This is a genomic window from Providencia sp. 6390, from assembly GCF_058148425.1.
In genome coordinates this window covers 171681-184823 of record NZ_JBYVYL010000009.1, presented here as the reverse complement: position 1 = coordinate 184823, position 13143 = coordinate 171681, and the positions used below count along the sequence as shown (strand labels likewise).

General features: G+C 38.7%; 14 protein-coding genes. 6 read left to right on the top strand and 8 right to left on the bottom strand.

What is annotated here, in order from left to right; genetic code table 11:
- Positions 1-48: 48 nt before the first annotated feature.
- Genes AC3Z9T_RS17895 through AC3Z9T_RS17875 form a run of 5 tightly spaced genes read left to right on the top strand, consistent with a single transcriptional unit; the run spans position 49 to position 3228 of the window.
- Positions 49-786 (top strand): fimbria/pilus periplasmic chaperone, encoded by a 738-nt coding sequence (locus AC3Z9T_RS17895; RefSeq protein WP_490127450.1) that lies wholly within the window; start codon positions 49-51, stop codon positions 784-786.
- An 11-nt stretch (positions 787-797) separates the two neighbouring features.
- Positions 798-1289: a fimbrial protein gene (locus AC3Z9T_RS17890; protein WP_490127449.1), complete on the top strand. Its 492-nt coding sequence runs from the start codon at positions 798-800 to the stop codon at positions 1287-1289.
- Between the two features lie 11 nt (positions 1290-1300).
- The gene (locus tag AC3Z9T_RS17885; RefSeq protein ID WP_490127448.1) at positions 1301-1795 is read left to right on the top strand and encodes a fimbrial protein; all 495 of its coding nucleotides are present in this window, start codon (positions 1301-1303) and stop codon (positions 1793-1795) included.
- A complete protein-coding gene (locus AC3Z9T_RS17880; protein ID WP_490127447.1) occupies positions 1795-2325 on the top strand; it encodes a fimbrial protein in 531 nt (176 codons plus the stop codon). Before AC3Z9T_RS17885 ends, AC3Z9T_RS17880 begins: the two co-directional genes overlap by 1 nt.
- A gap of 42 nt (positions 2326-2367) precedes the next feature.
- A complete protein-coding gene (locus tag AC3Z9T_RS17875) occupies positions 2368-3228 on the top strand; it encodes an MrpH family fimbial adhesin (protein ID WP_490127446.1) in 861 nt (286 codons plus the stop codon).
- A 73-nt stretch (positions 3229-3301) separates the two neighbouring features.
- On the opposite strand, the gene AC3Z9T_RS17870 is transcribed toward AC3Z9T_RS17875, so the two are convergent.
- The 8 genes from AC3Z9T_RS17870 to AC3Z9T_RS17835 all read right to left on the bottom strand — a co-directional run bounded on the left by AC3Z9T_RS17870 (position 3302) and on the right by AC3Z9T_RS17835 (position 11818).
- Positions 3302-3781 carry a FidL-like protein gene (locus AC3Z9T_RS17870; protein ID WP_490127445.1) on the bottom strand — a complete coding sequence of 160 codons (480 nt, stop codon included), beginning with the start codon at positions 3779-3781 and terminating at the stop codon, positions 3302-3304.
- Entirely contained in the window at positions 3782-4732 is a 951-nt protein-coding gene (locus tag AC3Z9T_RS17865; protein ID WP_490127444.1) for a winged helix-turn-helix domain-containing protein, read from the bottom strand.
- A gap of 475 nt (positions 4733-5207) precedes the next feature.
- Positions 5208-7217 (bottom strand): TonB-dependent receptor plug domain-containing protein, encoded by a 2010-nt coding sequence (locus tag AC3Z9T_RS17860; RefSeq protein WP_490127443.1) that lies wholly within the window; start codon positions 7215-7217, stop codon positions 5208-5210.
- Between the two features lie 130 nt (positions 7218-7347).
- On the bottom strand, positions 7348-8190 hold the full coding sequence (modD, locus tag AC3Z9T_RS17855; protein WP_490127442.1) for a ModD protein: 843 nt from the start codon (positions 8188-8190) through the stop codon (positions 7348-7350).
- Positions 8187-9005, bottom strand: a complete 819-nt coding sequence (locus tag AC3Z9T_RS17850) for a class I SAM-dependent methyltransferase (RefSeq protein ID WP_490127441.1) — start codon at positions 9003-9005, stop codon at positions 8187-8189. Before AC3Z9T_RS17850 ends, modD begins: the two co-directional genes overlap by 4 nt.
- Positions 9006-9015: 10 nt before the next feature.
- Positions 9016-9783: an ABC transporter ATP-binding protein gene (locus AC3Z9T_RS17845; protein WP_490127440.1), complete on the bottom strand. Its 768-nt coding sequence runs from the start codon at positions 9781-9783 to the stop codon at positions 9016-9018.
- Complete coding sequence (locus AC3Z9T_RS17840; protein ID WP_490127439.1) at positions 9780-10784, bottom strand: FecCD family ABC transporter permease; 1005 nt, start codon at positions 10782-10784, stop codon at positions 9780-9782. The genes AC3Z9T_RS17845 and AC3Z9T_RS17840 overlap by 4 nt, the downstream gene beginning before the upstream one ends.
- Complete coding sequence (locus AC3Z9T_RS17835) at positions 10781-11818, bottom strand: ABC transporter substrate-binding protein (protein ID WP_490127478.1); 1038 nt, start codon at positions 11816-11818, stop codon at positions 10781-10783. Before AC3Z9T_RS17835 ends, AC3Z9T_RS17840 begins: the two co-directional genes overlap by 4 nt.
- Positions 11819-12024: 206 nt before the next feature.
- Here AC3Z9T_RS17835 and gntR point away from each other — a divergent pair, with 206 nt between their 5' ends.
- Positions 12025-13020: a gluconate operon transcriptional repressor GntR gene (gntR, locus tag AC3Z9T_RS17830; protein ID WP_490127438.1), complete on the top strand. Its 996-nt coding sequence runs from the start codon at positions 12025-12027 to the stop codon at positions 13018-13020.
- Positions 13021-13143: the final 123 nt, after the last annotated feature.

The window sequence follows — 13143 nt, the reverse complement described above, 5'->3', positions numbered from 1 at the left end:
TTATAAATTATTTTTTACATCAATAAATTTTACGTCAATGGTGAAAACATGAATTTCCTAAAAACAACGTCGATATTGGCAATGATAAGTACCTCATTGATTGCTCAGTCTGCATATTCCGCGATTGCATTAGATAGGACTCGAGTTATTTATAATGAAGGTGAAAAGTCAGTCAGTATCACTTTATCAAATGAAAATAAAAATAGCCCTTATTTAGCTCAAGCGTGGATAGAAAATGAAAAAGATGAAAAAGTGAATTCACCTTTTATTGTGACTCCACCGGTTCATCGTATTGAAGCCGATGCGAAGAGCCAAATAAAAGTACAATCGATCCCCGCTATTTCACAACTCCCAAAAGATCGTGAAAGTGTTTATTACTTAAATGTACGTGAAATTCCACCTCGCAGTGACAAACCTAATGTTTTACAGATTGCACTACAAACTAAAATTAAGCTGTTTTATCGCCCTAGCGGCATAATACAGAAGGACAGAATGGATCTTATTCCTCAAGAAAATGAGATTAAAATCAGTAAACAAGGCAATAATTTTGTCGTAAAAAATCCATCGCCTTTCTTTATGTCGATTACTAAATTGAAAAAAGGGAATAGTGACGTCGATAAATTTGAACCTGTTATGGTTCCCCCATTGGGCGAGATGTCATTAGGCAGTACCGCAGGCGATATTGGAGCATCCCCAACTCTCGTTTATTTAAACGATTTTGGCGGCACAGTGGATTTAAAATTTACTTGCAACGCAAGTCAATGTTCTGTGGTGCCTAGAAAATAAGGCCATAACTTATGATGTCTATTAAATATTTTACACGGTTATTACTGCTAGGGCTTATTTTTAACGTCCATTATGCCATGGGCTTTTCAGGCTATTTGTATGTGGAAGTTAGGGGGGAAGTACTGGCTCGACCTTGTTCAATTAATAATGGGCAACCTATTGAAGTTGACTTTGGTGAGGTTATGACAACTAGGATCGAAGGCGAGCTCTATAAACAACCACTGGAGTATCAAGTGACATGTGCAGGTGGAACGAAACCTAATCTAAATATGTTTATAGAAGGCGTTTCTTCCGCATTTGATCAACGTTATCTAAAAACAGATGTAGATGGATTAGCTGTACTCTTTAAGGCTAATTCAGAGGATTTTCCTGTTAAGAGAAAGCATGCATTTAGTTTTGATACTCCGCCTAAGTTATATGCTGTTTTGGTTAAACAAAGTGGTGCAGATTTACCTGCTCGTAAATTTACAGCAAATGCAACACTGAAAGTTGAATACCAATAAGGGCGTGATATATGCAAAAGGTAAAACAGTTAGTTTACGCCATAGTATGTATTTTAATCTGCTCATGTTCTGTGATTGCAAAAGACAACGAAACTGACATACAGATTAAAGGCAATTTGGTTACACCTCCACCTTGTAAAATCGATGATGGTAAAGCAATCGAAGTTGATTTTGGTAATGTGTCAGTTAAATCGGTTCAAGGGAAAGATCAAAAAAGACAGGTTAATTATCAAATCCAGTGTGGTGAAAATAAAAACAACTGGGCGATGTATTTAATGCTTAATGGTTCAAAAAGTCATTTTGACATTAATGGGTTAAATACGGGCATTAATAATTTAGCTATTAAATTTCAGTTAGGTGATCAAGAGCTCGATCTAGGCAAAAAGTATCTTATTAATCCGAGTTCACCGGGTGTGCTTTGGGCGGTCTTAACACGTAATGGAAATAATGAACTCGCTACAGGGGACTTTATTGCTAATGGATCACTCATTGTGGAGTACCAATAATGCGAATGAAATGGTTGTTCTGCGTTGGTGTCGCTTTAAGTAGCTTTTGTTCAGTGGCAAGTGCTAATGATTTGAAAGTTAAAGGTACTTTAGTTAATGCGCCTTGTGTCATAGCACCTGCAGATAAAGATATTGAAGTGAATTTTGGTGATATCAGATTATTAGATATTTATGAACGAGGCTTTGAATTTTCCAAGAAAGATCTCACTTTAGTCATTTCAGAGTGTGATCTGAGTTTAGCGAAAAAACTTAAAGTTAAGTTTATTGGTACAGGTCATGGCCAATTACCTGGCTTTCTTGCCTTAGAGGGTAATGATACTAACCCTGGTTTGGGTATTGGTTTTGAGACTGAGTCTGGCTCGCCGTTATTACTAAATGAAAATTCTCCGATGATGGTTATTGAAAGTGCTGGCCGCAATGAATTGAAGTTTAAAACCTTCCTTAAAGCGACGCAGGCAGCCATTAATAATAGAACGATTAAACCGGGGCGTTTTGTATCTACAGCCACATTCTTAATACAGTATGAATAAATTTATGACCAGCAAGAGTCTAAATATAATAGGAATAAAGTAATGTATAAGATAATCGCTAAGTTTTGGCTAGTATTATTCTTAATGCTTTCTTCAATGACCGTGGGGCAGGCTTCAACATATTTTTCTTATGTTTATGAGGTTGAAAGTGTAAGTGCAACAAACAATACTTACCATTATACGATGGAGTATTGGAAAACAAATTATTTTAATGAACCTAACCCGTGTAAAGATGTATTAGGTGCTGGAGCGAGAGGGTGTTATTTGACGATTAACCACTTGCATTCAGGTAAAACAACGGGGGGAATTGCTGACCGAATTGACTGGTCTTGTGCAATTAATTTTATTGATTATCCGAACATGGATTCTATTATTCGTGATGCGCAATCTCAGTGTGGATTATCGTTTCCTCGATCAGGTAAGAGCCGCCACAGTGGTAGAATAACCACAGATGAATGTGTGGGGATCTTCCTTGGCAGAACCAACAAACAAGGAAGTGCAACAATATTGCCAGGTGGTATTTGTGGGATAGCTCCTCCACCAGCAGGTAAATGTTATTTTTCATATGTCAATAATAATCAGCTAGTGCTAGATCACGGGTCATTAAACCCAGAACAATTGAATAATAATAAGCAAAGTGGGATGTTCACGGTTATTTGCAATAAAGATATGGCGATTCAAGTGATGTCTAATATGAGTGATAGCTTGATTGACTTACGTTCAGATGGCTCACTGCGATCTTATATTACTTTAAATGGTAGCCCTGCATCGGCAGGCTTGACGTATAACATGAAGGCTAACGTTGCTGCTCCTATCATGGCTGAATCTACGTTAATAACTCGAGGTGATGTCACGCCAGGTAAATTCAGTGGTCGAATTACTCTCGTTATGGTTGTGCCATAAATCAAAATTCATCATTTTCCCATGTTGACGGTCTTGCCTACTTAAACGTAATTGTTGGTAGGCTTTTTTATGACTACTGATCTGCGTAACAGGTGAAGGATGAATAAGCTTCATCTTTCAAAATATAAATATTGTCATCCATTTTAGTAATGCTGACATAGTAGTTTATTTTTTCTTCTTCTAACTGAATAAAATTAGCAAATAGTTCTTTTGGTACAGTATCTGAGCTTGTGATGGACAATTGGTTAAAATGGATAGAATAATGATCATTTTTATCAATGGGTTGAAAGTTAAAGTAGATAGCTCGATCTAAACGATAAAACACATTGTTTTGTTTAATATAGCCATACATATTCATTCTACCTGTATGATCATTATCAACTAGGATACTGGTTTTTGATTTCAACATAATGCCTTCATCTGTTCCATTATCTTTTATCCATAAAATTTCCGAATGACAAAGGCTAACATTATGGCTTTTTTGATGAAGAATAATTGCTGTCACCAAAGCTGAAAGTACAGCAAATAAACTTAATAAAATATATTTTTTCATTTAAATTCTCTGATCATTGATTGATACACAGTCATATTTGGTGTTTTTTTCCTTACAAATACTGATAGAAACATTTTTATCGACTGGTTGTGTATTATTGGGTTCCGAAAGTAAAATAATACGTTTAGGTTCATTACAATCAATATGGTATTTATCAAGTTTTTTATTAATAAAATCGAGGTTATCGACAGTTGAGTTTTCAGCAAAATGAATTGGTGTCTGTATAATGCATTTTTCTCTTTGGCTTACTGTAATATAACCATTGATTTGCATACTTGCGTCAGAGTCTTTGATAAAATGAAAAATTAGGGTAAAGGAAATAGTTACTATGGCAATTAAAGCAAATAAAATATAACTTTTTCTGATATTACCCTGTTTTTTAGTTGGTTTAGTCAATATTTTTTCATTAGTATTTAAAGACTCTCCTTGAGTGGCTGGAAATACCTTATTCTCAGCAGTGTTATCTATTATACTTTGATTTTGTTGTATTTCATTAAATGTATCTTTATTCACATTTTGATGGTCAGTTTTAATTGGTTCTGACTTTTTATCATAATGAGTAAACGCTTCTTCTTGTAAAATAGATGTATTATTTTTGTGAGTGATTATTTCTAATGTTTCACAATCAAAATGAAAGCCTCTTTTTGGCACCGTAACAATCGATTTCGGGTCAATACCAATAAGCTCAAGCTTTTTTCTAATTTCACTTATATAGGTGTTCAAATTATTATTTGAACCCACTAAGCCATATTTTTCCCATACATTAGTAAGTAATTCATCCCTTGTGGCAATTTGGGATTGTTGATTTAGAATAATTATTTCACTTAGCAGACGAGATGCAGGCTTTGAAAGCTCAATAAATTTATCAGTCTCACTCTTTAAAAAAATGAGACAACTTTCTGTCTCAAAAATAAATTTATTATTAATGAGATAATCTTTGATATTTGTCATAAACGCGGCTGACTCTCTCTAATTTTTAACTCTAGAACAGCGGAATCAATATAATAAAAGGTAAAAACTTCTTAATTTCAGAAGTTATTAATTAATATTTTTTTTATAAAAGCTTGTAATGCATCTAGTTTAAATAGGGAACTCAGTAACTGCAAGTATTGAGCTATGAGCTTTTTTGAATCCTGAGCTCAAATATATTGATCTGAGAGGTGTAACGGAGTTATGGCTGGTTTTTTTGTTATTCGTTAGTTTTTGATATGGATCATAACCTATTTTTTTGTGTAAAAAACCATATACCTCTGAAATATAGGTTTAGTCATCATTATAAGATCTTATTGAGTTATTTATTGAGACGAGTCCTAGGTGTTAGTACTTATTTTCTAATTATTATTTAATAATTTAAATTCAAGATGAAAATAATATTTTTTTGATCATCAGGTAAGGAGGTGTTCCTCCTTGCCTGACATAAGAAATATTAATAATTATATTCAATGCCTAACCAATAATTACGGCCTTCTTCTATATAGCCTGTTGTATATTGGTATGATTTATCAAATAAATTATTGACGGAGGTATTTACTGAAACACCATGGCCTAGATCATAATCTACGCGTATATCCGTTTTAGCAAAACCGCGGACTTTGTCATTACTATCGATATAATTGAAGGACCAACTTCTTGCTTCTTCTGTTACCGTGAAGCTAAGTGGCTCGTAAGGGGTAAACTTAATCCACGCGAAGGCTTTATGCGTTGGTAATTCAGCCACATGTTTTACGCTGTAGTGCTTTGGATCTGCATGAATATAGCTGTAGCTTAAACCCGCAGACATCCAATCGGTAATTTGCCCATTAGTACCTAGATCAATACCCGCATAATTGACTTTTCCACTATTTCTATTTTGATAGACATCTGAATCTTCCTTGGCATCATAATACATGTAGTGAGCCATAATGGCGTCGGACACATGGTTATAATAGGCGCTGGCATTGTAGGACCAATCAGGGGTGATATGGCCTTTATAGGTTAGATCGTAGGTGAGGGCTCGCTCTGCATCAAGATGAGGGTTGATAATAAAACTATCGTTATTCTTCATCTTGTTTTTAGTGTAGCGTTCTTTCTGTGTTGGGAAGCGGCTTCTATCTGAGACAGAGAATTGTACTGTATCATTATTTTCCAAATGGTAGCGCGCCATTAATTCCCAGTTAAATGCACGTTGGCGATTGTCATCATAGGTTTCGATACCTGTAACGACATTTTTGCTATTATATAAGTAGCGTTTGCCATCATCGCTGCTGCGCCAATCAAAACCAATTCCGCCAATAATATCGAGCTTGTCTGTGGCAACCCATTGGTACTCGCTAGCAACTGACCATGTTTGATCTTTGTAGCGATCGTAAGGAACCTCTTTATTGCTACGAGCACGGTGAACGTCTTCTTTCCAGTGTGCAGCAAAAGACAGCATATCGAGTTCACGAAGCGTAAAATCTACACGCATATCAGCACCATTACTGTAGTCGTCATAATGGCTGTAGTTATAGACACCATTTTTATAATCTTTGACAGATTTGTATTGATGGAGGGTATTGGTGAATTTGTCGTGATACAGGCGACTTTGTAATGCAATACTATCCGTTAGCTGGGTATTACCATTAAAGTAAATACTTTCTTTATCATATTCAGGCCATTGCCAAATTTGTTGTTTAGGATTATCCGCACTTGGGGCACTGTTTTTATCACCATCTTGTTTTAGGTAAGTCACAACATATTCATCTGTCTCACGTGGCGTCCAGCCCATTTTAAGCATTAAACGTTTGTCATCCGTCGAAGAGTTAGTTCGACGGCCATGTGTACCTGCGAGTGGGTTATTGTCTTCTGATGAAGGTAGTCCCATAAAGCGTTGTTTGTACTGACTTCCACTGACCTGAATAAAACCAAGATCATTACGGCCCCCTAAGCGGGCACTTATGTTATGTGCATTATCAGCACCACGAGCAAAGCCTTGGTTTAGGCTAATATTGGCTTCTAATGGTTTTTGCGGGGTGGCGGTGGTTAAATTGATCGCTCCTCCCATTAGGTTTGGCCCTTGCAATAATGATGTATAACCTGTTGAGAGCTCCACACTTGATAGCTCACTGGTCATAAAGCGGCCTAAATCTAATGTACCATCATAGGGCACATAGGTGGGGATCCCATCAAAGAACACAGGAACTTGACGGCTATCGAAACCACGTACATTGACTTGTGTTTCGTTACGATTGCCTGATTTTTGGATCACAACACCTGGCATGGTATTTAAGGCTTGAGCTACGTTGGTGCGATTTAATTGCTGCATCTGTGCTTGAGTTATGACATGTTCATCAGCGGCAAGTGGAGTACTCCAAACAGTCATAATATCGCGATTGGTTTTCTCCTCTGTCGTTGCCGCAAAGCTATGTGTGGTAAATAAAGCCATCCCAACCAGATAGGTAATTTGTTTTATTTTCATTATGAAATTCCAGTTTATACAATTCGATATATTATTTTTTATATAACGATAGTTATCGTTTATTTAATTAAGCAGAAGCCCCATCAAATTGACTGGAGGCTTTAGCTTAAATTAGGTTGCACGTAAGTGATTAGGTGAAAATTTTTACTTTGATATCTCTTGGTGGTGCGTAATAAGGTGCTGATGTGACAAACAACGAAATGCCTGTTTGTGCATATTCTCTGATCGTTTGCAGATTGATCCCACCTGCGGCTGATAAGCGGCAGTGATGTTTTTGTTTAAGGATGTTTTGCTGTAGCTGACGGATCGCCGATGGAGTGAATTTATCGAGTTGTACAATATCTGCTCTTGCTTCAATAGCAAGGGTAGCTTGCTCGATATTATCAGCCTCAACAATGATTTGTTTTTCTGGGGCGGCTATTTTCAATGTATTAATGTGTGAATACCAGTCATCTGGAGCAGCAAGGCATTGGCGATGGTTTGTGAATAATAAAATACTTTCTGCGCTACCCGCTCGATGAATAATGGCACCCCCCGCAATTATCGCGGTTAATGCTAATGCTTTTGTGCCGGGAACGGTTTTGCGAGTACAAGCTAACTGTGCATCAGGTTGAAACTGCTTAAGGATAGCCACCATTTGATGAGTGTAATGACTGACACCACAACACCATTCTAAGATATTTTGTACCGCCTTCCAGCCTTGGTGGAGAGCTTCTACAGTAGCCGAAGCGGTGATCAAGCAACTTCCGGCCTCAACAATTTCACCGTCTCTATAATCACATTGGCAATCAATGTTTAACTTCTTGAGCATACGTGATGCGATTTCAAGACCACTAATACAGCCACCTTGTTGAGTGGTAAATGTCATGGTGGCAGGCTGATGATGTAACCCTAATGAACGTGTCGTAAGGTCGCCATACTGAATATCATCAAGTAACAATTGGTCAATTAAGCTATCAGGCAGATATATCATAGCGTGAGATCCTCTTGTGCTACGACATCCCATGACACCATTGCCCAATTGCGAGAAGGGTACGCGATGGGTTTACCTGCGCTCACGCGTTGTTGGTAGTATTGGTGCAGTTTTTCAGTCTCTTCAGCCGTTAAGTTTTTCAATGACCAATTAACACTGTCTGTAAAGGCTTCAAAGCTATCAAAGCCTCCTTTATCTGGACTGTTGATAAACTCAACACGTGCATTGATACCCATTTGATGCAAAATATTTACAGCATAAATATAGGTAGGCAGGCGTATCACTTCTCGGCCAATAATGCGAATGATCTCTTCATCAATAAAAGTCGGATTAACAGTGTGAGTCGTATAAACACGTAACTTTGCTTGGTGGTTGAGTTTGAGCAATGCTTCTTTAAGATCATCAACTAATGTTGAGCGCGATGCGACGGCAATATCAACTTTGGGTAAATGTGCCCAACTGTCTTCCCATGCAAGTTGCTCAAATTGCGCATGATGGATATTGAGTGATTGAGCGCGTTGTTGGGCGGCCTCTAACATGCCACGACTATAGTCAATTCCTATCACTGATGTGAATTGGTTTGCTAAATTTAAACAGATAGAACCTGGCCCACAGCCGACATCCAATAATGTTTTGGCATCAGTATAATCAATCAATTCACGAAAGCGGACCAAATAGGGATCTTGGGGATTAGCGCAAGTTTGTGCCATTTGTTGTGCTTTTTTATCCCAATGTTCTGGCTCTTTGCGTGAGCGTTGTGCTTGCTGCATATGTTGCTGATACATTTGTGCAAAATCTAATTGATCAATAAGCATAACCTTGGCCTTAACAAGTAAAATGAGCGGGAAGTTGAAAATGGGTTGCAATGCTCTGTTCATCGATTGAATAGAGATTAGCTAAGTTAGTAAGTGTTAACATATTTTTAGCTGGGCCTTGGCAAGCTCCGCGTTGTTTATCAAGTAAGATCACATTATTGGCAATTGCAGCAGCATGTTGTGGATGATGGGTTGACATTAAAATAGTGATGCCATGCTGTTTGAGTTGTTCTACTTGTTGTAATAAGCGGATTTGGTTCCCAAAATCAAGGCTAGCTGCGGGTTCATCCATGATCAACAGCTGTGGATTTTGCACTAAGGCACGTGCAATCAAAACTAATTGCTTCTCACCACCACTTAGCGTGCTATATAAACGTAGTTCAAGGTGCTCAATCCCCAATTTTTTGAGCTGATGAACAGCTAGCGCTCTTTCTTTATGGCTGGGAATGGAAAATATTGAGAGTTGTGAGGTGAAACCCATCATGACCATGTCAATGACGCTGAAATTGAATGGGGTATCGTGTGCTTGAGGTACGTAAGCAATCACTTTCGCTATATCAGGCTGCTTATAAGACTTTAATGGTTTTTTATCTAAAATAATATCACCATGAATAATGGGGATCAGCCCTAATAAGCTTTTAATCAGCGTAGTTTTACCGCAACCATTAGCACCTAATAAACAGGTAATTTCACCAGTAGCAAGTGACAAGTGAATATTGGTGATAATGGCATGATGATGATAACCAATTGCAACATTTTGCAGCGTCATTAGGCTCATTTGACTCTCCTTGTCTGTAACAGGATAGCCAAAAAGAAGGGCGCACCAACCGCGGAAGTGAGTATCCCAAGTGGCAGTTCAATTGCGGCGATGCTACGAGCCAAAGTATCGGTAATCAGTAACATAATTGCACCAATTACCATTGAAGCTGGGAGCTGGTAGCGAAAGTTAGCGCCCACTATCATTCGAGTAATATGTGGAACGATTAGCCCTATCCAACCAATAATGCCAGCAATAGAAACCGCACTGGCGGTAATTAAGGTGGCTGAAATAATAAAAATACCTCGAATTAAACTGACATTGATGCCAAGGCTTTTAGCCTCTTCATCAGACAAGCTCAGTAAATTCATACGCCAGCGCAGTAATAGCAATGGAATAATTCCCATCAGCATAATAGGCAATGCGGACAATAGGTCGCCTTGAGTAATGGATGAAAGTCCACCGAGTAACCAAAAGGTGATAGAAGGTAGCTGAGTATAAGGATCGGCTAAAATTTTCATCAGCGAGATAGCTGAGCCACATAAGGCACTGATAGCCACTCCGACTAAAACCAGTGATAATAGAGGGTCGTGCTGGCGTGCCATGCGTGCGATCAGACAAACTAGTGTGACGGCAAGTAATCCGCCAATAAAAGCGGCCAATTGGATATAAATCAGTGATTGTCCAAAAAATATTCCAATCACAGCACCGACCCCAGCACCTGCTGAAACGCCTAAGATATCTGGAGAAACTAATGGATTACGAAACATGCCTTGATAGGCGGCTCCAGCGATAGCCAGCCCGCCACCAATCATAATTGCAGCCAATGTTCGGGGGAAGCGAATTTGCCAAAATACGGTAGAATGGCGAGGATCTTCGATAGCTGTTTGAAAGCCCAGTTCTGAAGAGAGTAAACTCAATAGCTGACTTATTGTTAGTGAGTACTTACCACTTATTAATGCTAGGATAAAACAGACTATAAAAATCGTTGCTAAGAAAAATTGTTTAGCAGTGCGATTCATGATGAACTCATTAATTTATCAATTTGTTCATCCGTTAGCGATGAGTGATAAAACAATGCAAAAAATTGTTTGATATCATCGCGTATACTCAGTTCAATCTGTTGATCAAAATGACTTTGTAGTCGGCGCATGCCCAATAAGCGATTGACACTTGGAGGGCCATCTAACCAACCAAATGGCATGCCACTAAAGGTAAATAAGCGGTTAGATAAAATGGCACTTAGCCCCTTCCATAATGCTGAACTATGGATAAACTGAACAGCTTCCTCATATTGAGTAATGATAATATCAGGGTTCCAGTCATACAGCTGTTCCATGGAAACTTCGGTTAATCCTTTAAAGTTAGGTATATCAGCGACATTACGTAAACCTAATATTTCTATTGCTTCGGTGTGAATAGAGCCTTTAGTTCCTGTTTGTAGCCCTTTAGCGCCACGAGCCAGATAGAAACTTAATGTCTTATGCTGATTTTTTTTGGCAAACTGTTTGGCGCTTTGTAGATATTGTTCGGCTACATAACTGAGTCGCTCAGCTTGCTGTTTGACATTAAGTATCTCGCCCAATTGGCGTAATTGTTGTGGTGAGTCTTCTAGCCCCCCAGCCATTAATAGATAGGGAATACCGGTTTGTTGTGCCACTTTTTCGGCTTGAGAGCGATAAGTATCATCGATATTGCCCGTATCAAGGATCAACTGTGGGTTATAATCGAGTAACTTTTCTAAGGAAAGCGTACTGCCACGCCCTGCTAGTCGCCCATATATTGGTAGCGTTTGCCATTGTTTAGCAAATAAATCGCTATGGCCTTTTTGTAAATTGATAGAGGAAAACCCAACCATTTTTTCAGGCGCTAAAGCGAATAAAAGTAGATCAGACGGTGAACCTGAGCTAATGACCCGTTGAATTTGATCCGGTTTTGGCAGTTGGCCAAATAACGCTTGTTCGACTGTATTATTGCTTCGCCCATAAGCAGGCAAATAATAAAGTGCAGCCAGTGCGGCACAGGACTTGATAAAGTGTCGACGGTTGATTTCCATAGTGCTAAATAATGATTCGTTATATTTATTGGTATATAGCGCGAAAATTAGCGAACTCATGCTATAGAGTCAACTACAAAAGAGACAATTATTGGAAAACTCGACTATTCTGTGATGTAAATCAGTAACAAACATTGCTATCTGTAAAAAGATCGCTGAACATAGTTACTAGTATAGAACTTAGGTAACACTGACTTATTACATATATGAAGAAAAAAAGACCCTCATTACAGGATGTTGCCGATCGCATCGGTGTCACGAAAATGACCGTTAGCCGCTTTTTACGAAACCCAGAACAGGTTTCCGAAGTGCTACGTGGCAAAATTGCACAAGCCGTTGAGGAGCTTGGATATATTCCAAATAAAGCCCCAGATTTGCTATCTAACGCAACTAGCCATGCCATTGGGGTTTTATTACCTTCATTAACTAACCAAGTGTTTGCTGAAGTGATCCGCGGTATTGAAGCAGTCGCAGACCGTAATGGTTATCAAACTATGTTGGCTCACTATGGCTACTTACCTGAAAAAGAAGAAGAACGCCTCACTTTTTTGCTTTCTTATAATATTGATGGCGTGATCTTAGCCGAGCGAACTCATACTGAGCGCACTCTACGCATGTTAAAAACGGCGGGGATCCCGGTTGTTGAAATTATGGATAGCGTATCGCCTTGTTTAGATGTCGCGGTTGGTATTGATAATTTTGAAGCTTCACGACAAATGACCGCTGCGATGTTAGCTCGCGGTTGCCAACACGTGGTGTATCTAGGTGCTCGCCATGACGAACGAACCATTATTCGCTTGCAAGGGTATGAGCAAGCGATGCGAGATGCTGGGTTGGAACCGCGTAATGTGATGACACAAGTCAGCTCCTCATATTCATTGGGCGCTAAATTATTGCATGAGTGCAAACAAAAATACCCTGAAACAGATGGCCTATTTTGTACCAACGATGACCTTGCAATAGGGGCTATTTTTGAATGCCAACGTCTTGGTATTAAGGTACCTGATGATTTGGCCATTTCAGGTTTCCATGGTCATGATGTTGGACAGGTCATGACACCAAAACTTGCCAGTATTTTAACGCCAAGAGATAGCATGGGACGCAAGGCCGCAGAGGTACTCCTTGCGCGTATTAATGGTAAGAAGTTACCACAAATGCTGTTTGATGTTGGTTTTGAGTTACTACTTGGTGAAAGTATTTGAAACAAATAAATGATGTGCTGAATTAGTGCGATAGTCATCACAGATCTCTTTATTTCCCCACAAAGATAATTGATAAAAATAACAGCACTGCTGATAATGTTACTGGTAACTTGTTACCGGTAA